Genomic DNA, 25788 nt, shown 5'->3' with positions numbered 1-25788 from the left:
CCGGAAATACCTTGTGCATCACCGGCAATGGGTGAGGGCGGCAGAGTTTTATGGAGGACACCGATCTGCTCTGGGGACATCATGGGTATGGACTTCAGGATGTCTTGGAATTGCTGAGGTTTCATGGCTGGAACTCCACTTTACACGACAATTCTCATGCTCAGGGAGTATAGACCATGTTAGCAACATTTAATTTGAACAGCGCCATACAAACTCATCTTTTACAGCCAGGAGACAGGGCATGGATATTATTCAATTACCATGATCAACTTATCATAATTACATTTTCCCGCCATATGCCACTTTTCTCAAAAGAATCTAACTTGATTCAAATGTCTTTGTTTGGTCAACAGAACTTACTAGTTATAAATGAAAAACTTGAAGAAGTGATTAAACTGCTTATGGATAAGCTTGGTAACCCCGCTGCCACAGTTTGTTTTATATTGGTGAGTCATGGCTCAGGAATGGGCTCTAAAAAGGAATAACACCGAATCAAGCTCTGAAGCAACCAGCAATCCGTTTGAGACTGGTATAGCAAGCTGGCCGAAAACTCAGCCAGCTTCAAAAAACACCAATCAGAACATAATATGCCCAAACACAAAACCAGCGGCGACCGAGAAGCCAATGGCCATCAGGCCCGGTAGCATAAAGCTGTGGTTAAACACATACTTCCCGATGCGGGTGGTACCGGTGCTGTCAAAATCAATGGAGGCAATAATGGGCCCGTAGTTGGGCACGAAGAAGTAACCATTGACCGCCGGGAACATGGCAATCAGGTAAGCGGGAGGAAGCCCCAGGGCAACTCCCAGAGGCATCAGGGTACGGGTAGTCGCGCCCTGGCTGTTGACCATCACGGACAGGATAAACAGGGCAACAGCAAAAGCCCAAGGCGCCGCATGCACCATATCGGAAATATTGCTTTTCAACAGGACACCATGGGCACTGAAGAAGGTATCCCCCAGCCAGGCAATCCCGAAAATAGCAATAATGGCCCGCATACCGGCAGTGAACACATCGCCACGGCTGGCAGCCGCCACGTCAGCCTTACCCAGCCAAACAATAAAGGCCGCCACCGACAGCATAATGATCTCTATGGTGTGCGCCATCGCCATGGCTTTACCATTAAACTCCGGACGCAGGGACGGAATGGCCCCCATCAGCACCACCATCAACGCACCCATCAGGAACAGCATCACCGAGATTTTAGCGCCGGGCTTCAGGACGTCTTTGGAAACCGTATTGGTGGCTTCCATCTTTTTTCGGAACTCTGGGTCCTGCATCCGTCGCTGAAACTCCGGATCATCCTTCAGCTCTTTACCCATTTTGTTGGTAAGAACGGCGGCAAGAAACAGGCCCACCACCGTTGCCGGAATGGTCGTCCCCAGAATCTGTCCAAGGGTCACTTCATACCGGGTGGTCAGAATCGCCAGCATGGCCACGGTTGCAGCTGCAATGGGACTGGCAACAATGCCAACCTGGGAGGCGATGACCGCCATGGACAAGGGGCGCTCCGGGCGCACTCCGGTGCGGCGTGCCACTTCAGCAATCACCGGCAGAACCGAATAAGCCACATGGCCCGTACCGGCAAACATCGTAAAGGTGTAAGTCACCGCCGGGGCAATAAAAGTAATTCTTTTAGGGTTACGGCGCAGAATTTTTTCAGCAATCTGGACCAGATAATCCAGGCCACCCGCGGCCTGCATACAGGCCGCCGCAGAGACTACTGCCAGAATCATCAACATCACATCAATGGGGGGGTGGGTCGGCTGGAGCTCAAACACAAAACTCAGAATAGCCAGACCAACGCCCCCCATCAGGCCAAGGCCAATACCCCCTATTCGGGCACCCACCAATATACACAGAATAACAACGGCCAGTTGCAACCAGATCATGCAAGCTCCAGAAAAATAAACGTCAATAGGCAGCCCAGTCCCTGACCTGTTTTCTGGAAAACAACTCTTTAAAAGCACCAGGAAAGCAGACCATCAGGGAAAGGGCTATCAGAAAGGAAAACGGTGGAATTTTAATCAGACCGAAACAGCAGAAAATTGACTTACAGCAAGTTTTTCCGGATTGGAGAAGAAACCCGGTGGTTTTTCATTGACCGGGCATTCTCAGCTTTTGATTGATCAAACCGGTGAATCAATATCCACAAATTCATGCTCAATACCGGTTTCCCGGGCAAGCCACTGGGCCAGGGCCTGAACACCGTAACGTTCCGTGGCATGGTGCCCGGCACTGAGATAATGGATGCCGTTTTCCCGGGCAAAATGCACGGTGGATTCAGAGATCTCACCACTGACAAACGCATCAACACCCAGCGCCAGAGCCTGATCAATCATGCTTTGCGCTGCTCCCGTACACCAGGCCAGGGTTTTAATTTCATGGTCCCCACCGGCAATGGTCAGGGGGGGGCGACCAAGCTCACTTCCCAGAGCCTCCCCCAACTCCGCCAGGCTCAGGGCACTGTCCGTTTTCCCCCAGTTACCCACTGGTAACCGGGCTGCCGGATCAAGACCACCGCATACCTGCCACCCCATCCTTCGGGCGAGTTCAGCATTGTTGCCCAGGGTCGGATGGGCATCCAGGGGCAAATGGTAAGCAATCAGGCTGATTTCATTTTCCAGTAAAGCCTGAATCCTTCGCCGCTTCATACCGGTTATAACGGCTTCCTCACCACGCCAGAAATAACCGTGATGAACCAGAATCGCATCGGCATTTAATTCAATGGCTCGGTCAATCAGGGCCTGACAGGCCGTCACTCCGGTTACGATTTTTTCCACTTTGGTATCAGGGCCGGAACTTGCCTCCACCTGCAGACCATTGGGGCAATAATCCTTAAATAATTCAGGCTTCAGTTCCTGATCCAGTAACGCCACCAGTTCTTTGATTCCCAGAGCCACAGGTTCTCACCTCCCGGTGATCAAGGTATAGTAAAAGAGATCCCGTTATTATAAGCATCCACACCACTCCAGTCTCTTTATGCTTTTTATAACAAGAGCCAGGCTCAACCCATGAACAGACCACCAGGCAAAGGCACTCAATGAAAAAACTCCTGAAGTCGATCGGACTGTCCATCCTGTTTGGCTTGCTGGCCGGGCTGCTCATTATCCTGATCAAGCCTGAATACGCCGGAGTGTCTGAGAAAAGCCGGAATAAAGCCGTTGAAAAAGCAGGCAGGCTGTTCAACCTCAGTGGCCAGGTTTCCTACAGCGATGCTGTTAAAAGAGCGGCCCCCGCAGTGGTCAGTATTTCCGCCAAACCCCTGACCCAGCGAAGCGACAGCCACCTCTCCCTGCCCCAGAGAACCAGCAGTAAAACCCCTCAGGGCTCCGGGGTGATTGTGGGGCCGGAAGGTTACATCCTGACCAACAATCATGTGATTCAGGGAGCTGACCGGCTGATGATCGCCCTGCGTGATGGCCGCGAGGTCAAAGCCACCATCATCGGCACCGATCCGGAAACCGACCTGGCCGTGTTGAAGATCAATCTCAAAAACCTGCCTTATCTGGATCTGGTAGATTCCAGCAAAGCCGAGATCGGGGATGTTGTCCTGGCCATTGGCAATCCATTCGGTCTTGGACAAACGGTCACCATGGGCATTATCAGCGCCACCGGGCGTAATGACCTGCAGCTGAATACCTACGAAGATTTTATCCAGACCGATGCCGCCATTAACATAGGCAACTCCGGCGGTGCCCTGGTCAACGCTTATGGAGACCTGATTGGTATCAGTACATTGTTGTATTCACGGGGCGGAGGCAATGAGGGAGTAGGATTTGTGATTCCTTCAAATATGGCCCGCTTTGTCATGGACTCCATTATCAAGTACGGCCGGGTCATCCGCGGCTGGCTAGGTATAGAGTCCCAGCCCCTCAGTTCAGCACTGGCTGAAGCCTATGGCGTCAGTACCCGGGTCGGCATTCTGATCTCCGGCGTTTATGAAGGGGGCCCGGCAGATAAAGCGGGATTAAAAAGGGGGGATATACTCACAGGCATCAATGGCCAGAGTACCAGTGACGGCCGCAAAGTAATGAATATGGTGGCCAGAATAACTCCCGGTCAGACCATGACCATGCAGGTGCTCAGAAACGGCAGCCCCATTGAACTGACCGCCCAAACCACTACCCGACCAAAGATTGTGAATTAAAAAAACCGGGATTAAATCCCGGCTTGCAACACTACACTGGTTTTTCAGAAGTAAAAAACAGGCTGCTTGACAGCCTGCCTATTGCCTTTACAAAGAGTAAGGAATCACCATCATCAGCTTGATGTCGTTTTCATCCTGGAAGCCATTTTTAAACTCCTTACTCCAGCTGTCCAGGCCTGAGCGGTTGTTGTATTTCGTCATATGGGCAGTAATGCGGGTACCTTTCCAGTCTCCACTCTGGAAGGTATATCCCACATCCAGGTTGAATGCCTCTTCTTTCAACTCAGCATTGGGATTCGTCACTCCAGCATCAGACGAAGGTTTGCCACCCCAGCCATATACGTAAGATGCCCCCACATTCCAGCCGGGCTTGCCCAGATCAGCCAGGTCACGCCAAACACCGGCAAACACGGCTTTTTCCCCATCGTGGTTCCAGTCTGAACGAGCATCCCACCAAATATCATAGGCTCCGTTAGAAGAACCATAAGGGCCAGTCACCCGATACACAAAATAGCCCACTTCACCCGGCGCTTTGGTCACTGTTGATTCCGCACGGAATGTATAAGCGCCTTTTTTGAACGAAGCAGTCAATGCCTGCTGCCAGGCATTGCCGTCGTAAATATCGTAATCACCACCGTCTTTAGCGCCGTAATACTGGTAGCTCAAATCGAGCTGTCCATTCATCACGTCAAAGCCATGCTTCACCTTAAAGTGATAGGTATCAATGTAATCCTTTGACTGAGAGAAGGCAGCATCAAGCTTCAGACCATTGTCGAAGGTATACACAGCTCCAATGGAGTGCACATAATCAATTTCCTTGTCACGAGCTTCATCCCCTGCACCACCAATATTGGCGTCCGGGCTCTTGGTACGAAAACTGTATGTATCCTGGAACCAGGGGGCCTTGTATTCATCAGCCCACATGTAAGCGACACTCAAGTTTCCAAAGTCTGCACCGGCCTGTGCGCCACGATATGTGCCCGGCAGAAAGCTCCAGTTCACTCCAAGGCCTCCAGGGCCGGAAGGCTGGATATAACCAGCACGAGCCCAGGCATTGGCAATCTTGAACTTCAAAGCCGCTTTGTAAATGCTGCCACCGTTATCGGCCTGGTCATTGGCCCAGTTTGGATCATAGGGATTATCCCATGGGAAGAAGTTCATTTCATGATCAACCCCGGCATTCTGCCGCAAGTCTGCAGATGCAAAAGCACCAAAATCAACACCAAAGAAACCATTAAGATAACCTGAGCTGACATCAACATTGGTCTGTACTGAAGTATGGTCAAGGTTTTTAACCATCTTGCCATCGGTAACACTATACCGGTCACGCTTACGGGAAATACCGTAGATACCTCCGGTAATCGTGGCATCATCAAAAAAAGCATTCCCGGTACTTTCTGCTGCGGTGTACATGGAATCATCTGTTGTATCAACAGCAAAAGCAGTTGAACTGACTGTAGCCGCAAGGACAGCTGTCGCCAGTATGGATCTCTTGAACATACCTACTCCCCATTACTCTCAAGTGGTCACTTTCTTCTTTTCAGGTGAAGAATGATTCAGCAAAGAAAAGCCGGTTGGCTGGCCTTTCATCCGTTTTAATCAGTGTGATCAACCGGTCAGAAAACCGTGTTTTTTGTCAACGCTTTGTATTCTATGTTTGCGTTTTTAAAAATGTAACCGGTTTCCGTAACCGGTTACAAGATTTTTCTACGTAAATTGTCATGGATCAAAATCCTGATAATTTTTCTGGAATCAACTTCAGATTCAATCTCGAATATTGACAGGAATCATGGAAATTATGCTCTCAACCATCTCAGAAAAGGGCGATTTTCTTAGAAGTCACTCAAACCTGCCGACCACTTTTGGCTTTACTGCTCCAACCTCCAGTATCCACAGGGGTTAGCAGTAACCTGCACATCCAGAACAGGTTCCGAATTCTACAAATGTAACCGGTTACAGAAACCGGTTGCCATTCACCTTCGGATTATGATTTCATTGACGGTGTTTTGAGAGCATTGAGAATTCCACGGCCAGGCTCCAGCTCAACCCAGATCCTGAAAGTATCTGCAGGGTGGAACTGGAGCAGTGCGATTGAACCGGTTAAGGCGGAATAACGGAGCCAGACACATGAAAAAGATATTTCTCTGCTGCAGCGCAGGCATGTCCACCAGCATGCTGGTAAAAAAAATGGAACAGGCTGCCACTGAACGTGACCTTGAAGTGGAAATCGCGGCCGTCCCCATGGCGGAGTTTGATGACGCTATTGAACAGTACGACGTCTGCCTTCTTGGACCCCAGGTGAAATTCAAGCTGGCGGACTTTCAGAAGCAAGCCGCAGAACTGAACAAACAGGTGGCCGCCATTGACCCAATGGCCTACGGCATGATGAAAGGCGGCCAGGTCCTTGACCAGGCCCTGGCCCTGCTGGACAGCGAATAAAAACAGCAGCAGATAAAAACAACTGCATCGAATGGGGGTTAACCATGAAACTGTATGACCAGTTAATACAATTCGTAGAACAGACGCTGGGGCCCATCGCAGGCAAGCTCGGCTCTCAGCGACACATAACAGCCCTGCGTGACGGCTTCCTGGTGGCAATGCCATTTATCATTGTCGGCAGCTTTATCCTTATTTTTGCCAACCCTCCGTTCGCAGCAGACACCACTAACGCCTTCGGACGTCTATGGCTGGACTTTGTTGCCGAACACCGGCCTACCATTGTCATGCCATGGACCATGAGCATGGGCATCATGTCCCTGTTCATCACCATGGGGGTTGCCTACAGCCTGGCCCGCTCCTACAAAATGGACCCCATTGGGGCTGCCGCACTGTCCGCCATGTCATTCCTGCTGGTCGCCGCTCCTGAAAAGGGCTGGGCACTGCCCCTGAACCACTTCGGCGGCACCGGGATTTTCACTGCGCTTCTGGTCGCCTATTACTCTGTAGAACTGACCCGGCTGTTGCGGAAATACAACATCACCATTCGCATGCCAGAGCAGGTTCCCCCTGCCATTGCCGCCTCGTTTGCCCTGCTGATTCCAGTCCTGGCCATCTTCCTGACCCTGTATCCCGTCAGCCTGTATATCCAGACCAGCTTTGAAATGCAGATTCCTGAAGCGGTAATGACCCTGTTCAAACCTCTGGTCTCTGCCTCCAATAGCCTGCCTGCGATTCTCGGCGCCATCCTGCTGAGCCAACTGCTGTGGTTTGCCGGAATCCACGGTGCCAACATCGTTGTTGGTATCATGTCGCCTATTTTCCTGGCCAATATCGGCGCCAATGCCGCCGCCTATGCCGCTGGAGAGCCTGTACCCAACTTGTTCACCCAGCCTTTCTGGGACTTCTACATCTTTATTGGCGGAGCCGGTGCAACCCTGGCCCTGGTCGCCCTGATGAGCTTCAGTCGTGCCACTCACCTGCGTAGCGTCGGCCGTATGAGCTTCCTGCCCGGAGTCTTCCAGATCAACGAGCCGGTCATGTTCGGAGCCCCGGTGGTAATGAACGCCACACTGTTCATTCCCTTTGTGTTCGTGCCCATGATCAACGCCATCATTGCCTACTTTGCCGTCAGCACTGGCATTGTCGCCAAAGCCATTGCCGTGACACCATGGACCACTCCCGCCCTGATCGGCTCTGCCTGGGGTTCTGGCTGGGCACTGAGCGCCACCATTCTGACCGCACTGCTGATCGTGCTCGATATCCTGCTGTACTACCCCTTCTTCAAGGTGTTTGAAAAGCAAATTCTGGCCGAAGAAAAAGCCAACCTGTCCAGTACCAGCAATGCTGCAGCCGGCAAACCAGCCACTGCCTGAACAAAAAAGAAAAACATCACCACCTGCCTGAGAGCCTTCTCACAGGCGGGTGCCTGAAAACCCCGTTTTGGAGATAATGATGGATATTGAAAGCGTCACCATGGAGCTGATCGTTAAATCCGGTGAAGCCAAAAGCCTCGCCTTTGAGGCACTGGCCCATGCGCGCAACGGTGAGTTCGATAAATCAGAAGAGTCCCTGGCCGCCTCCAGGGAGGCAGGAAGGCTGGCCCACAAAATACAGACAGCTCTGATTGCTGCCGATGGCCAGGGCAGGGTACCACTGTCACTGGTGATGGTTCACGCCCAGGATCACCTGATGAATTCCATGCTGGCCCAGGATCTGGTTGAAGAGATGGTTCGTCTCTATCAACGCCTTGACTGAACAATTATTCTGCGGACACTGAACGTACAGCTGCGCGACATCACCAGTACGCAAAGACCGGGATTAGGAGAGACAACAATGGCAAGCATAAAGGACGTAGCGGAACTGGCCGGTGTATCCAGAGCTACGGTATCCCGGGTTCTGAACAACACAGGCCAGATCCGGGAAGCAACCCGCACCCGGGTTCATGATGCCATGAAAAAGCTGAATTACCGGCCAAACCCTCTGGCCCGGTCACTGGCGACCTCCTCATCAAATACGGTTGGACTGGTAGTAACGTCTTATCGAGGCACCTTTTTTGCCGAGCTCATGGCCGAAGTCCAGGAAGAGATGGACCAACAGGGCAAGTTCCTGCTGGTAGGTCGTGGCAAACGATCAAGGGAGAGTGAACAGCAGGCTATCCAGCGATTCACCGACATGCGCTGCGACGGTCTTATTCTCCACGCCCGGAATTTGTATGACGAAGAACTGATCGAACTGTCTCACGGAGAAACACCCTTTATTCTTCTCGATCGAAAAGTCGATGGCCTTGAAGGGCGGTGCGTTGCTTTTGAACACGCAGAAGCCGGCAAAACCGCCGTTAACCACCTGATCAGTAATGGCCATCGAAAAATCGCCTGTCTGGCGGGCCCCAGGGAAAGGCTGACTGCCCGGCTCCGTTTCCAGGGTTATGAACAGGCCCTTCGGGATCATCATATTGAGGTGGACGAGTCTCTGGTAGCAGAAGCGGACTATGACCGGGAAGGAGGCTACCAGGCCATGAAGTCGGTGCTGGACCGTCACCCGGATATCACTGCCGTCTATTCCTGTAGTGAAGAGATGTGCGTGGGTGCCTTTGACCTGTTCAGGGAGCGAGGCATGCGGGTTCCCAGCGACATATCCATTGTCAGTTTTGACAGTGTCAGCGTCTGCACCATGCTGACCCCCAAAGTAACCACCGTTCACTTCCCCATCAAAGAAATGGCAGCAGAAGCCTCACAGGCACTGTCTGCACTGATGAATGACACGCCTTTACCGGTACTGAAACGGTTTCAACCAGAATTACGACAACGGGAGTCTGTTCGCAAACTGTGATCCACACCATCCAGTTCAGCGACGACAGGTCTGCCTCCCAGGAAGCAAACATGAAAAATCTCAAACTGACGATTATTGGCGGTGGCAGTAGCTACACACCGGAGCTGGTTGACGGCATGATCCGCCGTGTCAGTGAGCTGCCAGTCACCGAACTGTGTCTGGTAGATATAGAAGACGGCCGGAAAAAACTCGATATTATCGCCGAACTCAGCCAGCGAATGATTGACAAGGCAGGCCTGGACATCAAAGTTACCGCCACCCTGGACCGCCGCGAAGGCATCCGGGGAGCCCGGTTCGTGATGTCACAGTTCCGTGTTGGCGGACTCGCCGCACGGGCCAGAGACGAGCGAATCCCCCTCCGGTACAACGTTATCGGCCAGGAAACCACTGGCCCCGGAGGCTTTGCCAAAGCCCTGAGAACCATTCCGGTTATATTAGACATTTGTCGTGATATTGAAGAACTGGCGCCGGACGCCTGGCTGATCAACTTCACCAACCCTGCAGGAATGGTGACTGAAGCCGTCATCAAGCACACCAACGTCAAGGTTATGGGGCTGTGTAATGTGCCTATCAATATGCATTACTCCATTGCCCGGATGCTGGGCGTTAAACCCGAAGAAGCGTCCCTGGAATTTGCAGGCCTCAACCATATGGTCTGGGTGCACAAAGTGTCGGTTAAAGGAATCAATAAAACCGAAGAAGTTTTGAGGCTACTGGGCGATGGCGCCAGCCTCAATATGAACAACATCACAGAAGAGCCCTGGGATAAAGCCTTCCTGAAAGCGCTGGGAGTCATTCCCTGCCCTTACCATCGCTATTTCTATCTGAAAGAGGCCATGCTGGCAGACGAGCTGAAAGCGGCTGAGTCCGGAGGTACCCGGGCTGAACAGGTCATGAAGACAGAAGAAGAGCTGTTCACCCTGTATGCGGACCCGACACTGGATCACAAACCCAGCCAGCTGGAAAAGCGAGGTGGGGCTTATTACTCGGAAGTGTCACTGGACCTGGTGGATGCGATCTGGAACAACCGGAAAGCGATCAATGTCGTTAATACGCGCAACAACGGAGCTATCAGCAACCTTCCTGATGATGCTGTGGTCGAAATCAATGCGGTAGTGGATGCGGACGGAGCTCATGCGGTCTCCTTTGGCGCCATGCCCACCCACCTGAATGGGCTGCTGCAACCGGTCAAGGCCTATGAAACCCTGGCCATTGATGCGGCCGTGTATGGCGACTATGACAAGGCTCTGTCCGCCATGGCGCTGAATCCACTGGTACCGGATATGGCCACCGGTAAAAAGATTCTGGATGATATTCTGGCTGAAAACCGCGAATATCTGCCCCAGTTTGCTCAATAACCCTACCCAGGAGCCGGGGGAGCAATCCCCCTGCCAAACCCATGAAACTGATTGTCAATGCCGATGACTTTGGCCTGACCCGGGGGGTTAACCTGGGCATTATTGAAGCTTTCCAGCAGGGCATCGTGCGTTCCACCACACTGATGATGGGTATGCCCGCCGTTGAACATGCGGCCCATTTAGCCCTCCAGAACCCCAGCCTCAAAGTAGGGGTTCACCTGCGTCTGACCACTGGACGACCAATGGCGGATAATGTCGGCTCTCTTATGGCTGACAGCTCTCTCATGGATAAAACAGGGATCGGCAAAAAGGGCCAGCTGCAACCCCAGGGCCAGTTCTGGGATAACCAGACCATGAACCCTGATCATATTGAAAAGGAGCTTCGAACCCAGATCGAACACTTCCTGAAACTGGGCATTCCCCTGAGTCACCTGGATGGTCATCACCACTGCCATCGCCATCCCCAGGTTGCGACCATAGCAGCCCGGCTGGCTGCAGAATACCAGGTGCCTCTGCGCCCGGCTCAGGAGTCGACCCTTTACCGGAATACAACACTGGGCTTTTCCGACGAGTTTTACGGGAACAATCTGACAACGGAAACTTTTTTAAGCATTGTTAAACAGCAGCTGAGCCACGTTCAGGTACTGGAAATGATGGCCCACCCGGCACTTGTGGATGAGCCACTGCTGAAAGCCAGCGGCTATGCCATTCCCAGAACCCGGGAGCTGGCCATTTTAACAGATCCTTCTCTTTCACAAGCCCTGTCCGACATGGGCGTTTCCATCACTGACTACAGCTGCCTCCAGGAGATATGATTGATGCCTCAACAGGAAATAGTCTCCAACAATGAACCTTCCCCGCTGCTTCTGGGAGCAGACGGAGGTGGTACATCCTGTCGCGCCAGAATCACTGACCTTCAGGGGAATTGCCTGGGAGAAGGTTTTTCCGGCAGCGCCAATCCCCGTGTCGGGCTGGATGCAGCCTGCAGCGCCATCATGGAAGCCACTCGAGAAGCCATGGACAAGGCTGGCTTGAGTAAAAACGACTTTGGCAGGATGTATGCCGGACTGGGTCTGGCTGGGGTCAATCAGCAGAAAGAGAGAGAACTGGTATTAAGCTGGAACTTTCCTTTTGCTGGCATCTATCTGGAAACCGACGCCTATGCCGCCTGCATGGGGGCTTTTAATGGTGAGGACGGAGCCATCCTTATTCTGGGAACCGGATCCTGTGGCGCCAGTCTGATTCAAGGAGAAATGAAAACCCTGGGGGGCTGGGGATTTCCGATTTCAGATCATGGCAGCGGTGCCAGCCTGGGCCTGGCTCTGATTCGTTATGCCCTGCTGGCCCATGAAAGCATGAAACCCGAAACAGCCCTGAGCAAAGCCGCCATGGCTCGCTTTGAGAACAACCCGGAAAAGGCCGTCGCCTGGCTGGACAGTGCTCTGCCAAGAGACTTTGGTGCTCTGGCCCCCCTGGTGATTGAACACCTGGAAAGTCAGGATACACTGGCTCTGGAGTTGATTACGGAAATCGCAGAAGACGCCGCCATGATGATCAGAACGCTGCACCGTCGCGGAGCTGAACAATGCGCACTGGTGGGTGGCCTGAGCCAATATGTGATGCCATGGCTGCCCGAAGACGTTACCTCCATTGCCTGTCAGCCCAAAGGCGATGCCATGCACGGTGCCCTGCTGATGGCGTCCAGGTTATGTAACCGTTGATATAATTGGCTGAAAGCCTTGCTTCAGTTCTCTGAAGAAAAGTATCGGACACAATCACAACTTCAGAAAACCCGTAGAGAGCCCCACAACATGGGGCTCTGTGCGATCAACGCACCATATGCAGGAAGTGCATATGCTTTTCATACTGGTCAATAATATCCCCGATCACCTGCTCACGGGTGTACCCCATAATGTCGTAGTCCTGTCCCCCTTCCCGGAGAAACACCTCGGCCCGAAAGTACTTCCTTTCCTCCTCATCTTCTTCATCCATCATAAAGCTGGGTTGAAGATAGGCACGGGGCGTCACCCGGTAAACAAAGTCATGCTCGTCACCATGACGCACTTCCAGGGACGGGATATGATTGGACGGATTCACGGAAATATCGCTCTCAACCCCCTGTTTCTCAAGCTCCTCCTGCACCGACTCCATGGCAGGAAGCACCGAGTCATCAATAAACCGGTTGACGTGTTTCCGGCGGGGAAAGTGAACCAGGTTGGCGAGACGGGTCTGCCAAGGAATGGTCTTTCGACCCACCTTGGGCGTCAATGTGGTCTGGGCCAAGCTCTCCTTTTTGGTGGCATCCACCGCCAGGGCTCTTAACAGCCCGTAGGCCGCAACCAGCAATACCAGGGTAAATGGCAGCGCTGTGGCAATGGTGACCGCCTGAAGCGCCTTGAGACCTCCCATCAACATCAGGACCAGCGCTACCACACCAATCAGGCAGGACCAGAACACTCTCTGCCAGGCTGGCGCCTTGGTGTCTCCACCGGAGGCCAGCATATCAATCACCATGGCACTGGAATCAGCCGTAGTGACAAAGAAAACCACCACCATCACAATGGCAATAAACGACAGAAACCCGGACATGGGAAAGTATTCAAGAAACTTGAACAGCGCCAGCGACACATCCTGCTGCACCACCCCGGCCAGCTCCGTAGCCCCATGATTCATGATCAGGTCAATGGAGGTATTGCCAAAAACGGTCATCCAGAGAAAGGTCAGGATAACCGGCACCAGCAGTACGCCGCATACGAACTCCCGAATCGTCCGTCCTCTGGAAATACGGGCAATGAACATCCCCACAAAGGGCGATACCGATAACCACCAGGCCCAGTAAAACAGGGTCCAGCCCCCGAGCCAGTCATTGGGCTCATAGGCGTAGAGATTAAAGGTCTTGTTGACGATGTCCGACAGATAACCGCCGGTATTCTGAATGAACATCTGCAACAACAATACCGTAGGACCAAGCAGTACGACCAACCCCAGTAGAAGCCCAGCCATCAGAAGGTTCACTTCTGAAAGCACACGGATCCCCTTGTCCAGACCAGAAGCCACCGATACTGTTGCCAACCCCGAAATACCAATGATCAGATAGACCTGAACAGTTGTACTCACTTCAACATCAAACAGGTAGTTCAGACCGGAATTCACCTGGAGAACCCCAAATCCCATGGTCGTAGCTACACCAAGCACGGTACCAAGTATCGCAAAAATATCGATACAATGACCGACCGCTCCGTAAATCCGCTCCCCCATCAGGGGGTACAAAGCCGAACGAAGCGTCAGTGGCAAGCCGTGCCGGTAACAGAAGAACGCCAGAATCAGGGCCACAATGGCATAGATAGCCCAGGCATGAAGCCCCCAGTGAAAAAAGGTGATGCCCAGAGCGTTCCTGGCCGCGTCAATAGTGCCCGCCTGTCCTACCGGAGGCTCCAGGAAGTGCATGACGGGTTCGCCCACCCCAAAAAAAATCAGACCAATCCCCATACCCGCAGAAAAGAGCATGGCAAACCAGGAGCCAAAATTGTAGTCCGGTTCGGAGTGGTCAAGCCCCAGCTTGATGTCCCCGTAGCGGGAAAAACCGAGAAATACCACAAGAAGAAAAATAATCGCCACCGCCGTCACGTAAAACCAGCTGGCATTGGCCATTATGCTGGCCTGCAGGTGACCAAAGCGGACATCCGCATCCCTGGGAAAAACCGTGGTGTATCCCACCATAAGGAACAGAATCAGAGCTGATCCCCAGAAGACGGGAGGGTTGAGAGAGTACTTGGGTAAAAAAGAAGAGGACAATCTTGAAGACGTCATTTCAGACATGTGCAGGAAGCCCCTGTAGAAGTGGATACAACATAAACCATTCTCAGGCAACTGAAGACATTAAATATTACACCTATAAAGATTAGACATCAAATCATCCATTGTATTCTCCGGCACTTTGTGGCAAAAAGCGTCATGTACGGCACCCCTTTATGATGTACGCGAACATAAGCCTTCCGGCACCTCAATAATTGCAGCAGTGAAGTGTAATGACAGAGACTCCTTACTGGAACGATGTTCTGGTTTCCCTCCGACAGATTATCCGCGCCACGGATTTACACTCAAAACGAATGACCAAGGTTTGTGGCCTCACCATTCCTCAGGTCATGGTTCTGAGAGCCATTGAGCAGCTGGGTGATGTCACGGTACGCCGGGTGGCCCAGAATGTCTCCCTGAGTCAGGCAACAGTCACCACCATCCTCAACCGACTGGAAAGCCGCCAGCTCATTGAGCGGGTTCGAAGCTCCCTGGATAAGCGCATCGTCAATGCCCGACTGACAGAAGCAGGCAGAACGGTTCTTGCCGACGCCCCCCCCCTGCTTCATGAAAAATTCATTGATCGTTTTGACGCTTTGGAAGACTGGGAAAAAACCCAACTTCTGTCGGCATTGCAGCGGGTCGCCAATATGATGGATGCAGAGACCATAGACGCAGCCCCGGTTCTGGATATCGAGGCCATTGTCTCCTAGCCGTTTGAAAAAAAGGACTTTAAAGCGGTGAGCAGTCGTTTATAACCATTAGTTAGTTTGATGTCTAATGATTAGTTCTGTAATCTATGGAAAAAATAACAAGCCATAGATTGAACAAATACATGAACACCCCTCTTCTGAAAAAGCCCCTGAAAAAACTGCAGATAGCCTCCTCCGCCCTTTTCATCACACTTGCTTCCGGATCACTTCATGCCAGTGAAGGCTGTGGCAAAGTGACCATTGCTGACATGAACTGGAACTCAGCCACGGTCATTGCCCATATTGACCAGTTCATTCTGAATCACGGCTTTGGCTGTAAGGCAGAGCTCGTGCCCGGCGATACGATGCCCACCGGAACCTCAATGGTTGAAAAAGGAGAGCCTGATATCGCACCGGAACTCTGGAGTAACTCCATGAAAGCGGCACTGGACAAAGGGGTTGAGGAAAAACGGCTCCGGTATGCCGGCAAGGCCCTGATTGACGGAGGGGAAGAAGGCTTCTGGATACCGAAATACCTGGTGGACAAAGACCCCTCCCTGGCCACCATTGAGGGCATTCGCAAACAGGCCCGCCTGTTCAAACACCCTGAAAACCCGGACCTCAGCGCTTTCTATGGTTGTCCCGCAGGCTGGAACTGCCAGACCACCTCCGGCAACCTGTTTACGGCACTGAAACTGGAAGAGGCAGGCTTTGAGCTGCTTGATCCGGGCTCCGGTGCCGGCCTGGCAGGAGCCCTGGTTTGGCTACTACTGGGCACCCACCGCCATCCTGGGCAAGTATGAGATGGTGAAGGTGGACTTTGGTAGCGGGGTCGACCCAAAAGAGTATGTGAACTGCACCACCCAGAGCGACTGTCTTTCCCCGAAAGTGACCATGTACCCACCGTCGCCTGTACATACAGTCACCACTGAACAGTTTGCCACAGATGCTCCGGCAGCCTATGACTACCTCCAGAAACGATCATTAACCAACGCCGACCTGAACCGCCTGCTGGCCTGGATGGAAGACAACCAGGCGGACGGTGAAATCGCCATGGAATACTTTCTGAAAAACCACCGGGATCTGTGGCAGGGATGGCTCACCAGTGATGTATCGGAAAAAGTCGAAAAAGCCCTGAAAAGGCTTTGATTGAATCCCACGGTGCGTGTCGGTTGTACAATAAAAGGTTATACCATGTCAGATAAACCCTGGCTTACGGAATTCCCCCAGATGGAACGGGGCGATCTCGTGGCGATCCGAAAGACTCTGGACAGCGCCTATCGGAACTTCTCAAGGGAGCATGGTGATACCATTGAAGCCCTTTTTGACCCACTTCTGGAGTTTCTGGTCTGGTTTGAACAGCTGCTTCTTCAGTCCCCCTGGTGGCTGGTTCTGGGCTGCCTGACCATGCTCGTCTATGGTGCCAGCCGCTCCTGGAAGCTGGCAGGCGCCGTGGTGGTCACCCTGCTGGCCATTGGTTATTTTGGCATGTGGGACAACACCATGCGCACCTTGAGCATGATCACGGTGTGCACGCTGCTGGCGATTTTGATGGGAATTCCCATTGGCATTGCCATGGCCCGATCTGACAGAGTTCAAAGCATCGTCACCCCGATACTGGATGTCATGCAGACCATGCCCGCCTTTGTGTACCTGATTCCCGTGGTGATGCTGCTGGGGATTGGCAAAATCCCGGGGCTGATTGCGGTCATCATTTACGCCATTCCCCCGGTTATCCGGCTGACCAACCTTGGCATCCGTCTGGTGGACAAAGAGGTTCTGGAAGCCGCAACAGCCTACGGAGCAAGCCCTGCACAGAGACTGTTTGGGGTTCAGCTGCCCCTGGCCATGCCCACCATTATGGCCGGCATCAACCAGACCATTATGATGGCCCTGGCCATGGTGGTCATAGCCTCCATGATCGGGGTAAAAGGCCTGGGCCAGCCGGTACTGAAATCCATCACCAACCAGTATTTTACCTTGGGACTGTTGAACGGCCTGGCCATTGTCGCCCTGGCCATCATTTTTGACCGGGTTTCCCAGGCCTGGGCAAAGCGCACCCAGACCCACAGAGAGGGCATGGGCCATGCATAACAACCAGCAAATATCGGCACCTTTAATCGAAATAAAACAGCTCTACAAAGTCTTTGGCCCTAAACCAGAAACAGTGATGGAGCAGGTCCACCAGGGCATTGGCAAAGATGAGCTGCTGGAAAACACCGGCCACACCCTTGGCCTGAAGGACATCAGCCTCTCCATCAAGCGGGGGGAAATCTTTGTGATTATGGGGCTGTCCGGCTCTGGAAAATCCACACTGATTCGTCACTTTAACCGCCTGATTGACCCCACTGAAGGGCAGATTCTGGTGGATGGCATTGATGTCATGAAACTGAATCGAAAAGCCCTTGAGCAATTCAGACGACACAAGATGTCTATGGTATTCCAGCGTTTTGGGCTGATGCCCCATAAAACGGTTCTGGAGAACATTGGTTACGGGCTGGCCATTCAGCGCCAGAATAAAACCACCCGCCAGCAGAAAGCCATGGAGTGGCTGGAAACCGTTGGACTGAAAGGCTACCAGGACCAATACCCGTCCCAGTTATCCGGGGGACAGCAACAAAGGGTTGGACTGGCCAGAGCGCTGTGTACCGATGCCGATATACTGCTGATGGATGAAGCCTTTTCTGCCCTGGACCCACTGATCCGCAGCGAAATGCAGGATCAGCTGGTTGAACTTCAGAATAAACTGCACAAGACCATTGTCTTTATCACCCACGACCTGGATGAGGCGCTCCGGCTGGGGGACCGCATCGCCATTCTGAAAGATGGAGAACTGATCCAGCTGGGTCGGCCGGAAGACATACTGCTCCAACCCGCTAATGACTACGTGGAAGCCTTCGTAAAAGACGTTAACCGCGCCCGGGCACTCACCGTTGAAACTGTCATGAACCCACCCGCCTGTCGCATTACGGCAAAAACCATTGGCGGAGCACTGGAGCAAATGAAAAAGCTGCCTGAAGAGTATGGTTACTATGAAAACGAGCACGGTTATCAGGGCGTTCTTCTACAGGAAACCCTTGAAAAAGCCGTTCAGAGTAATGCTGAAGCCCCGCTGAACACCGATCTGGTGATCACCCTGGAGGCTATATCTCCCGACGCTCTTCTGGAAAGTGTGATTCCTGAAACACTGGAAACGGAATTTCACCTGCCCGTTGTGGATGAAGTAGGCAGCCTTCAGGGGGAGCTCAGTCGCAGTAATCTGGCAGAAGTGCTGGGTGAACCGGTAAGCCATCAGCCAGCCTGACACTTAATCAGGAGCATTCAGAAAAGTCACATCGCTGGTAGATTTCATTAACCGGGATCTCAATGGTGAGATCCCCCAGATCCACGACTTCCCCCTCTCCATAGACTTTAAAATGAATCAGCTCACCCTGTTTTGAATAGTTTCTTAACCTCTTGTAAAAATGTCAGGTGTCATCCGTGCCTGCCGCCCTTTTTATTCGATGCTTTTTATACGGTACCTTTTATTCGACACTTTTTATACGGTACTCCGCCGACCGGGCATGGGCCGTCAGCGACTCTCCCCGAGCCAGCACGGAAGCCACTTTCCCCATCTCTGACGCTCCCTGTTCAGAGAATTGAATCACCGAGGAACGCTTCTGAAAATCATATACCCCCAGTGGTGATGAAAAGCGCGCGGTTCCGGAGGTAGGCAGAACATGATTGGGACCGGCACAGTAATCTCCCAGCGCTTCTGCCGTATACCGCCCCATAAAAATAGCACCGGCATGGCGAATGTCCGAAAGACAGGCTTCCGGGTTTTCCACCGACAGTTCAAGATGTTCCGGGGCAATTCGGTTGGTCAGTTCACAGGCCGCCTTCAGGTCAGGCACGTGAATAAAGGCACCGCGATCATTGATAGAAGCAAGGATAATCGCCTTCCTTTCCATGGACGGCAGCAAACGGTTCATACTCTCCAGCACCCGGTCAAGAAACCCGGAATCCGGAGAAATCAAAATGGCCTGGGCATCTTCATCGTGTTCCGCCTGGGAAAACAGATCCATGGCCACCCAGTCGGGGTCACTCTGGCCGTCACAGACCACCAGAATCTCCGAGGGTCCAGCAATCATATCAATCCCCACCTGGCCAAACACTTCCCGCTTGGCGGTGGCCACATAGATGTTGCCCGGGCCAACAATCTTATCCACTTTGGGAATCGTTGCAGTTCCGTAGGCCAGCGCTGCAATTGCCTGGGCGCCCCCCACGGTGAACACCCGGTTAACACCGGCAACACAGGCCGCCGCCAACACCAGTTCATTCACCTCTCCATCCGGTGTGGGAACCACCATGACCACTTCAGGCACCCCGGCCACGGAAGCCGGTATCGCATTCATCAAAACAGAGGAAGGGTAAGCCGCCCGGCCACCGGGGACATAGAGCCCGACCCGGTCCATGGGACAGACCTGCTGGCCCAGCACCGTGCCATCCTCTTCCTGGTAGCGCCAGGATTCCTGCTTCTGATGCTCATGATAACTGCGGATTCTCTGTGCCGCCGCTTCAAGAGCATTGCGCTGCTCCCCTGGGATTCGACTCAAGGCTTGTTGAAGCCGTTCTTTTTCCAGCACCAGCTCAGACGCTGCTTTCATCTCCCGGCGGTCAAAGCGACAGGTGTATTCTATAAGAGCCTGATCCCCCCACTGCCGAACCTGCTCAATAATGGCTTTCACCTGTGTTTGAACATCGTCGTTTGAAACAGATTCCCAGGCCAGTAGCTGGTCAAGCTCAGAAGAAAACCCGGCACTGAGGTAGTCAAGCCTTTTGGGAGCCAATGTATCGCTCAGCCGTTTATCAAGAGTCATGCCCGCTCCTCCACCGCTCTGGACAGCTGGCTCAGCAACTGGCTGATTCGCTCATGTTTCACCTTCATGGAAGCTTTGTTAACCACCATTCTTGAGCTGATCTCAGTGATCAGATCCCGGGGTTCGAGGCCATTGGCTCTGAGGGTATTCCCCGTATCCACCACATCAATAATGATATCTGCCAGCCCCACCAGAGGGGCCAGCTCCATAGAGCCATACAGTTTGATAATATCCGCCTGAACGCCTTGGGAAGCGTAGTATTGCTTAGCAATATTGACAAACTTGGTAGCCACTTTCAGTCGGCCTCTGGGCGCTTGTGCCCCGGTCTTTCCCGCCGTCATCAACTTGCAGCGGGCAATATTCAGATCCAGCGGTTCATAAAGCTCCGGGGAACCATGCTCAAGAAGAACGTCTTTGCCGGCAACGCCCATATCCGCTGCCCCATACTCCACATAAGTCGGCACATCACTGGCCCGGACAATCAGAAGGTTCACGTGGGGATGGGTGGTCGGTATCACCAGTTTGCGGCTTTTGCCTGGGTCCTCGGCGGGTTCAATACCCGCTGCTTCAAGCAGGGGGAGGGTTTCTTTGAGGATGCGCCCCTTGGACAGCGCAATGGTGATCTGACTCGACATACTTCTCTCAGGCTTCCTTTTTGTTCTATGAAAAATTTGAAGTGAGCGGCCCTTCATAGCTGATGGCCCGCACATGGCTGACAGGAGAAAACCTGTAGTTTACACAAATGCCCAGGGCGAAAGAAAAATATTTTGCTTCCTTGAGCCCGGAATCAGGAAGCAGAGTTCTCTTAAATAAAACGACTATCAAGATGGAAAAGGCTGCCTCAGCCTCAAAGAGAACAGGACCCTCAGGCTCCGGCCATCAGAGCCAGTGCTTTTCTGAAAGACTCCCGATTGACATCCCGTGGTCTGGCGTCAACAACCGTCACCCCGCCGTTATGACCTTGGGCATTGCCAGCAGGCAAAGGCTGCCCCGCTCCCTTCGGATGGAGCCAGATCCCCTTGCTTTGATAGTCTTTCCAAAGCTCCAGAACACCTCCATACCAGAGCCCCACAGCGCCATTTTTGACGGCAGACAAACCGTTGGCCAGGTAGTCTGCCCAGTTACAGCGAGGGTCTGAAAGGTCACGTCCAAAATCCGCCGCATAAGCTGCTGACAACCCTTTCAGCAGCAAACCGAGCCCCCAGGGCATGGACAGGTAACCGGTATACCCGGAGAAAATACCCGCCATTTGCTTCAGGTAATCCTCAAACGGCAGATCATCACCGTTGGCAGCGACCTGGCTGAGCATATTCCGATGAAGACGAAAAACAGTCAGCAAATGCCTGGCATTGACGCTGCGAACCGCTTTCTCGTTCAGTTGGGCAATAAACTTCTTTTCCAACGGCTTCGGTAATACACCAGGGACAACCTTCTCCGGATAAAAATCAACCATCGATACATAGACTCTGGCCAACTGTTCTTCCATGGCCTCAATGTGTTCCTGGCATAGCCAGCACTGCTTGGCACCCAACAGTTCAAAGTCGGTGCCGATGGCCTTTGCTTTAACCAGCTGATCATTGAGCCTGTCCAGAGGAATAGAGGCAAGGATTGCCTTTCGCTCTTCGGGTGTTCCGGCCTGATCTGCCCGCTTAAGCAGCTCGTCCACCCCTTCAATCTCCCGCTCCCTGTGCCATGATCGCACCATATTTCTGAGAAACCATGGATCCATGGATTCAACCAGTGCTTTCCTTTTATCACCAGGAGGACAGGCCACAATCTGCTTCATTTTCATTTTCACGCCGGCCCAATTAAACGCAGCCACATCCCCATCAGCCGCCCTCTTTATATCAACCCTGAAATCATCGCCGCAGTAAGAGTCCACCATAGGCTTCAGCTCAGCCTGAGAGGCATGAAGGATGTAGTCGGTCACCACTTCACCACTGTGCTCAATGGTCGTTTGCTCGATCAACTGAGCCAGGTAGGCCTGGCGTACATCCCCAGCCCATTCTCTACGTCCTCCATGGGCGGCCACCAGCTGGTGAATCGAGCAGTGGCCCGTGTCGCACAGGGTTCCCAGCATTTCCCAGTATCGAGCATCCCCGGTCTTCCGGGCCAACGCCGGGTAATGACGGAAAATCACCTGGCTGCCTTCACTTTCTCTTACCCTTTTCTCCAAAACAGTGGGCGCTAAAGCTTTACCCACCTTGAGCACTTCCTGAAACAGCCCCCCCTTCTGGCTTTTCTGCTTTTCCGCCTGATATTGGATTTCATGGCGGTTAACCGCATCCCCTGCCCGCTCCACAGGGCTTTTCAAAACCACTGGATCCACCTCACTCATCTGATGCACAAGCAGAACAGGCACTGCCAGTGCCGGCGCTACGACTGCACCGCCCATCAGGCCAACCCCCTTCACTTTACTGGCCGCATATTCACAGAGGACTTTTGCCATTTCCGGCGAACTGTCCTGATCCAGCATCGAACGAATACTGCCGTCCGGAGAGAGCTGGCTGTTCGACCAGTAAAAGAGCAGGTCACGAAGCTCATCATTCTGTCGGATGTATTGCTGCTGGGCGTCGTCTGGCCTATTCCGGGGGGCAGGCTTACTCAGTCGACTCATGATCAGTTGCACCAGGTACTCCTCATTTTCAGCACCGTCCCCGCCCAGTGGAAAGCACTCTCCAGAACCCGTCTCTTTTATAAGCTGAACCGCCTTTTCCGGGAACACCCGGGTTACCCCTGCCAGCAGCCTGAGCAGTTGTTCTTCATGCAAGGCACGCTGATGACCATCACTTTTAGCAACGTCGTTAACCAGGGTCACGAGCCCCTGGAGGGGGAAAGAGCGAAGCAGGTGATCTGCGGAAGCAAACCGCCACTCTTCCTGCTCATCAAAAACAGTGTTCATCAACCGCCAGGCAAGCTGACTCTGCCGGCGGGCATCAGCGGTTCGCTGGACCTCCATTTCCTGCAATTCATCCAGAAGCCTCTGATGCTGCCTTTTCTGCAAGGCCAGTGGCAATGGCAACACATCACGCAGCAGGTCTTCCACAACCAGATATCCCAGCCCACTCTCACCCACGGGCATAGGCTTGAGGCCGCTGAACGGGAGGGGAATCTCAATCGGATCAAACAGGAAGTTCAACAGCTCAAAAGTGAAGACTTTTGGCTCGAAACGAAACACAAATTGGTTTGCAGCCTTTTCAAAAGCCAGTCCCGAACTCTGCGCTTTCAAAGACCGTTTGACGATTCGTTTAATGAAAAAACTCACCAGCCAATTACAGTTTTCAACCTGCATACTAGCGGGAATACTGTCCAGAGCAACAATGCCGTCTTTAACCGGAGCTCCAAACTTCACTTTCACCTTGCCAATCAACTTCCCAAGCAGCCAGTGTATTTTTGACAGGTCCAGCTCTGACTCAATCCGGACTTTCCCATTGCGATGACAGTCCATATCCATGCTGAGCCTGCCCTGACTGACCAGGCCATCACTTTGAACCGACCCACTGATAGTACCGGGCACAACAACCACTTCCGGATAAACGGCCGGATACTGTTTATGGAGTTTCACTTCCAGGGAAGTGTTTTTCAGGCAGAAGTCCGCCGTATCATCGGTGGAATCCCCCATCCAGCGACCCGAGGTTTTCCCTTCGACAGAACCGATACTCACACAGATAGCATCGGGGCATCCTGCCTCAAACACCTGCCTGCCCGCGTCCTCTGGTGTTTTCATAACCGCTGCAACAGCGGCTTCCACTACAGTAGTGCCGGTTTCAGCAAGGCGCGGCCTTGCTTTAATATCCCTTACCCGGATCACAACATCCTTGTATAGAGGCGCCTCAGCTGAACCTTCCATGCCCTGGGGCTGAACCAGGATAAAATTGAGACGCTCAATATCAACCCCACCGTCTTCAGCGGGCTTCAAAACAGCCTCCACACCCTTGAGTTCAATATCTCCCAACCTCACAACATCAAGAACCACCTTCTGCTCAGTTCTGCCATGCTCCCGGACATACTCCTCATAACTCATGCTCAAAACGTTGGCCAGCACACCAACGGCTTCCAACCCTTGTCGTTTATTATCAATAATAGGTTTTTTACCCTTACCAATATCACTCCCGAGAACATAGGAACTTAGCACCCTGGACACGATATCGGTGAAGCTGAATTGTTTGTTGATTTTTGACAACCAGCCCGGATCTTTATCAGAAGGATCATCAGGAGCTTTAACAAAAGGCTTGGCCATATCCACAAGGTTTTTGACCACATGCCCACCTGCACGGACCAGCCCAGGCACAAAGTCAGGGTCATCCCTGGTCACTTCTTCAAAGTCCGGCATTTTATCCGGCAGGGAGATACCCAGCTCACTCAAGGAGTCATCATCATCACCGGGCGGTAAAACAGCGGCAACTGCCCGGCTAATACCGTCTACAAAATCGGGGACATCACTGGTCACGTCTTCCACGTCCGGCATTTCATCCGGCAGGGAGATACCCAGCTCACTTAAGGTGTCATCATCATCCTTGGTCGGAAAAACAGAAGCAGCTGCCCGACCAACACCTTCAACAAAACCGGGAGGGTCTTCAGGTAAATCCTCAATACCAGGAATGCTCTCAGAAAAAGAAACAAAGGATTGATCCAGAGAGTCATCATCCCCACAGGGCACCACCGTCTTAAGGAGGTTGCAGACTCCAGTCTTAAAGTCAGGACCTTCCTCGAGGATTTCATCAATGTCTGGCATTGATTCACTGGGAAGGCTGAATGGTAAATCTTCCAGGTCATCTCCTGGGTTGAAAACAGACACAGCCCAGTTGCACATTTTTTCCACTGGATCCTGAACATAGTACTTCTTACAGTCCTGAAGATAGCCCCATACACCTCGCAAAGGCCAGGAGCTGACTTCCTCTTCTTGCTTCCCAAGGCTCTCCTGTAAAGACACATCCTCTTCATCCATGGAAACCGGTAGGGAATTTGTATCATCGCCGGAAGACTCTTCCTGCAAGCGCCTTAACTTCTCTACACTGTCGACGGCATCAGCGAACACCTCCTCTTCTCCATCAGACAGACTATCCTGCCTGCAAACAACAGGATTCCCGATCAGTGGCGGTTTAACATCATCAGCGCCCTCTTGTTCACTACCACAAACCGATGCCTCATCGGCCGTTTCATAATCACCGTTTGAACTGATCATTGAGCGGGCATCAGAATAAATGGATTCATCCAGAGATGAGCAAGAGCGGCTTTCAATATCCGGACAGGCTTTATTCTGAGAAGCGTAGGCTGGCTGTGGAAGACTGAGATGACCTGAGCAGGTACGGACGGACCTCCCACTTTGACGAGCTAATCCTGGGGCTTTCCGCCACTCACCTGCTGCAGCCAGGCTGATGGGTAAGCTATGAGTCGACTCACTGCCATACCCTGCGGATATGACCTTATCCACAGCCGTACTGCCTGGTTCACTTATGATACTACTGCCAGCCATAGCCAGATTCCTGTCCTGTTTTTGCTGGCATTATTTAATCTTTATTGAACTAAAGTATCACTAACAGGAAGGTCAGGCGTTCTAACAAACAAGTGTGTTTGTCTTAATGGCTTGTGTTTAATAGAAGAAAAAAAGCAAACAGAACCCGGTGGGGTGAGTAACAGCCATTCAGGAAACCACTGTTTTTGAT

Annotated in this window: 19 protein-coding genes and 1 pseudogene; 13 read left to right on the top strand and 7 right to left on the bottom strand. The window is 52.6% G+C overall.

Features of this window, described 5'->3' with window-relative positions; translation table 11 throughout:
• The first annotated feature begins 176 nt into the window (after positions 1-176).
• The gene (locus ACNRUY_RS11550) at positions 177-485 is read left to right on the top strand and encodes a hypothetical protein (RefSeq protein WP_488111789.1); all 309 of its coding nucleotides are present in this window, start codon (positions 177-179) and stop codon (positions 483-485) included.
• A 90-nt stretch (positions 486-575) separates the two neighbouring features.
• Here the strand turns inward: ACNRUY_RS11550 and ACNRUY_RS11545 are convergent, their stop codons facing one another.
• A complete protein-coding gene (locus tag ACNRUY_RS11545) occupies positions 576-1892 on the bottom strand; it encodes an anaerobic C4-dicarboxylate transporter family protein (protein ID WP_488111788.1) in 1317 nt (438 codons plus the stop codon).
• 237 nt (positions 1893-2129) lie between these two features.
• Entirely contained in the window at positions 2130-2903 is a 774-nt protein-coding gene (locus tag ACNRUY_RS11540) for a Nif3-like dinuclear metal center hexameric protein (RefSeq protein ID WP_488111787.1), read from the bottom strand.
• 140 nt (positions 2904-3043) lie between these two features.
• On the opposite strand from ACNRUY_RS11540, the gene ACNRUY_RS11535 reads away from it, so the two are divergent.
• Entirely contained in the window at positions 3044-4150 is a 1107-nt protein-coding gene (locus ACNRUY_RS11535) for a S1C family serine protease (protein ID WP_488111786.1), read from the top strand.
• Between the two features lie 87 nt (positions 4151-4237).
• Here ACNRUY_RS11535 and ACNRUY_RS11530 read toward each other — a convergent pair whose 3' ends face one another.
• Entirely contained in the window at positions 4238-5563 is a 1326-nt protein-coding gene (locus ACNRUY_RS11530) for an OprD family outer membrane porin (RefSeq protein WP_488111785.1), read from the bottom strand.
• A 714-nt stretch (positions 5564-6277) separates the two neighbouring features.
• Here ACNRUY_RS11530 and ACNRUY_RS11525 point away from each other — a divergent pair.
• From ACNRUY_RS11525 to ACNRUY_RS11495, 7 genes are all read left to right on the top strand, one after another.
• Positions 6278-6589 carry a PTS sugar transporter subunit IIB gene (locus tag ACNRUY_RS11525; protein WP_488111784.1) on the top strand — a complete coding sequence of 104 codons (312 nt, stop codon included), beginning with the start codon at positions 6278-6280 and terminating at the stop codon, positions 6587-6589.
• A 44-nt stretch (positions 6590-6633) separates the two neighbouring features.
• A complete protein-coding gene (locus ACNRUY_RS11520; RefSeq protein WP_488111783.1) occupies positions 6634-7962 on the top strand; it encodes a PTS sugar transporter subunit IIC in 1329 nt (442 codons plus the stop codon).
• A gap of 79 nt (positions 7963-8041) precedes the next feature.
• Positions 8042-8344, top strand: a complete 303-nt coding sequence (locus ACNRUY_RS11515) for a PTS lactose/cellobiose transporter subunit IIA (protein ID WP_488111782.1) — start codon at positions 8042-8044, stop codon at positions 8342-8344.
• Between the two features lie 78 nt (positions 8345-8422).
• Positions 8423-9418, top strand: a complete 996-nt coding sequence (locus ACNRUY_RS11510; protein ID WP_488111781.1) for a LacI family DNA-binding transcriptional regulator — start codon at positions 8423-8425, stop codon at positions 9416-9418.
• 50 nt (positions 9419-9468) lie between these two features.
• Positions 9469-10776 carry a 6-phospho-beta-glucosidase gene (locus ACNRUY_RS11505; protein WP_488111780.1) on the top strand — a complete coding sequence of 436 codons (1308 nt, stop codon included), beginning with the start codon at positions 9469-9471 and terminating at the stop codon, positions 10774-10776.
• 41 nt (positions 10777-10817) lie between these two features.
• The gene (chbG, locus tag ACNRUY_RS11500) at positions 10818-11591 is read left to right on the top strand and encodes a chitin disaccharide deacetylase (protein ID WP_488111779.1); all 774 of its coding nucleotides are present in this window, start codon (positions 10818-10820) and stop codon (positions 11589-11591) included.
• A 3-nt stretch (positions 11592-11594) separates the two neighbouring features.
• On the top strand, positions 11595-12497 hold the full coding sequence (locus ACNRUY_RS11495; RefSeq protein WP_488111791.1) for a glucosamine kinase nucleotide-binding domain-containing protein: 903 nt from the start codon (positions 11595-11597) through the stop codon (positions 12495-12497).
• Between the two features lie 106 nt (positions 12498-12603).
• Here ACNRUY_RS11495 and betT read toward each other — a convergent pair whose 3' ends face one another.
• Positions 12604-14595 (bottom strand): choline BCCT transporter BetT, encoded by a 1992-nt coding sequence (gene betT, locus ACNRUY_RS11490; protein ID WP_488111778.1) that lies wholly within the window; start codon positions 14593-14595, stop codon positions 12604-12606.
• A 209-nt stretch (positions 14596-14804) separates the two neighbouring features.
• Here betT and ACNRUY_RS11485 point away from each other — a divergent pair, with 209 nt between their 5' ends.
• From ACNRUY_RS11485 to ACNRUY_RS11470, 4 genes and pseudogenes are all read left to right on the top strand, one after another.
• Complete coding sequence (locus tag ACNRUY_RS11485) at positions 14805-15284, top strand: MarR family winged helix-turn-helix transcriptional regulator (RefSeq protein ID WP_488111777.1); 480 nt, start codon at positions 14805-14807, stop codon at positions 15282-15284.
• Positions 15285-15406: 122 nt separating this feature from the next.
• A pseudogene (locus tag ACNRUY_RS11480) lies at positions 15407-16412 on the top strand (ABC transporter substrate-binding protein).
• Between the two features lie 45 nt (positions 16413-16457).
• Entirely contained in the window at positions 16458-17357 is a 900-nt protein-coding gene (locus ACNRUY_RS11475; protein ID WP_488111776.1) for an ABC transporter permease, read from the top strand.
• Positions 17350-18567, top strand: a complete 1218-nt coding sequence (locus ACNRUY_RS11470) for a quaternary amine ABC transporter ATP-binding protein (protein ID WP_488111775.1) — start codon at positions 17350-17352, stop codon at positions 18565-18567. Before ACNRUY_RS11475 ends, ACNRUY_RS11470 begins: the two co-directional genes overlap by 8 nt.
• A gap of 220 nt (positions 18568-18787) precedes the next feature.
• Here the strand turns inward: ACNRUY_RS11470 and hisD are convergent, their stop codons facing one another.
• The 3 genes from hisD to ACNRUY_RS11455 all read right to left on the bottom strand — a co-directional run bounded on the left by hisD (position 18788) and on the right by ACNRUY_RS11455 (position 25598).
• Entirely contained in the window at positions 18788-20122 is a 1335-nt protein-coding gene (hisD, locus tag ACNRUY_RS11465; RefSeq protein ID WP_488111774.1) for a histidinol dehydrogenase, read from the bottom strand.
• Positions 20119-20757 carry an ATP phosphoribosyltransferase gene (gene hisG / locus ACNRUY_RS11460; protein WP_488111773.1) on the bottom strand — a complete coding sequence of 213 codons (639 nt, stop codon included), beginning with the start codon at positions 20755-20757 and terminating at the stop codon, positions 20119-20121. The genes hisD and hisG overlap by 4 nt, the downstream gene beginning before the upstream one ends.
• A gap of 230 nt (positions 20758-20987) precedes the next feature.
• Positions 20988-25598, bottom strand: coding sequence for a hypothetical protein (locus ACNRUY_RS11455; protein ID WP_488111772.1), 4611 nt, complete (start codon positions 25596-25598; stop codon positions 20988-20990).
• Positions 25599-25788 lie beyond the last annotated feature (190 nt).

It is taken from the genome of Endozoicomonas sp. Z74, assembly GCF_057680865.1.
The sequence above is the reverse complement of the archived record's forward strand: the minus strand, read 5'-3'. Positions and strand labels throughout refer to the sequence as shown.

Coding starts and splice junctions, on each gene's coding strand:
- ACNRUY_RS11475 (WP_488111776.1), top strand. CDS start 16,458: ATGTCAGATAAACCCTGGCTTACGGAATTCCCCCAGATGGAACGGGGC.
- ACNRUY_RS11530 (WP_488111785.1), bottom strand. CDS start 5,563: ATGTACACCGCAGCAGAAAGTACCGGGAATGCTTTTTTTGATGATGCC.
- ACNRUY_RS11545 (WP_488111788.1), bottom strand. CDS start 1,892: ATGATCTGGTTGCAACTGGCCGTTGTTATTCTGTGTATATTGGTGGGT.
- ACNRUY_RS11525 (WP_488111784.1), top strand. CDS start 6,278: ATGAAAAAGATATTTCTCTGCTGCAGCGCAGGCATGTCCACCAGCATG.
- ACNRUY_RS11550 (WP_488111789.1), top strand. CDS start 177: ATGTTAGCAACATTTAATTTGAACAGCGCCATACAAACTCATCTTTTA.
- ACNRUY_RS11510 (WP_488111781.1), top strand. CDS start 8,423: ATGGCAAGCATAAAGGACGTAGCGGAACTGGCCGGTGTATCCAGAGCT.
- hisG (WP_488111773.1), bottom strand. CDS start 20,757: ATGTCGAGTCAGATCACCATTGCGCTGTCCAAGGGGCGCATCCTCAAA.
- ACNRUY_RS11495 (WP_488111791.1), top strand. CDS start 11,595: ATGCCTCAACAGGAAATAGTCTCCAACAATGAACCTTCCCCGCTGCTT.
- chbG (WP_488111779.1), top strand. CDS start 10,818: ATGAAACTGATTGTCAATGCCGATGACTTTGGCCTGACCCGGGGGGTT.
- betT (WP_488111778.1), bottom strand. CDS start 14,595: ATGTCTGAAATGACGTCTTCAAGATTGTCCTCTTCTTTTTTACCCAAG.
- ACNRUY_RS11505 (WP_488111780.1), top strand. CDS start 9,469: ATGAAAAATCTCAAACTGACGATTATTGGCGGTGGCAGTAGCTACACA.
- ACNRUY_RS11455 (WP_488111772.1), bottom strand. CDS start 25,598: ATGGCTGGCAGTAGTATCATAAGTGAACCAGGCAGTACGGCTGTGGAT.
- ACNRUY_RS11535 (WP_488111786.1), top strand. CDS start 3,044: ATGAAAAAACTCCTGAAGTCGATCGGACTGTCCATCCTGTTTGGCTTG.
- ACNRUY_RS11485 (WP_488111777.1), top strand. CDS start 14,805: ATGACAGAGACTCCTTACTGGAACGATGTTCTGGTTTCCCTCCGACAG.
- hisD (WP_488111774.1), bottom strand. CDS start 20,122: ATGACTCTTGATAAACGGCTGAGCGATACATTGGCTCCCAAAAGGCTT.
- ACNRUY_RS11470 (WP_488111775.1), top strand. CDS start 17,350: ATGCATAACAACCAGCAAATATCGGCACCTTTAATCGAAATAAAACAG.
- ACNRUY_RS11515 (WP_488111782.1), top strand. CDS start 8,042: ATGGATATTGAAAGCGTCACCATGGAGCTGATCGTTAAATCCGGTGAA.
- ACNRUY_RS11520 (WP_488111783.1), top strand. CDS start 6,634: ATGAAACTGTATGACCAGTTAATACAATTCGTAGAACAGACGCTGGGG.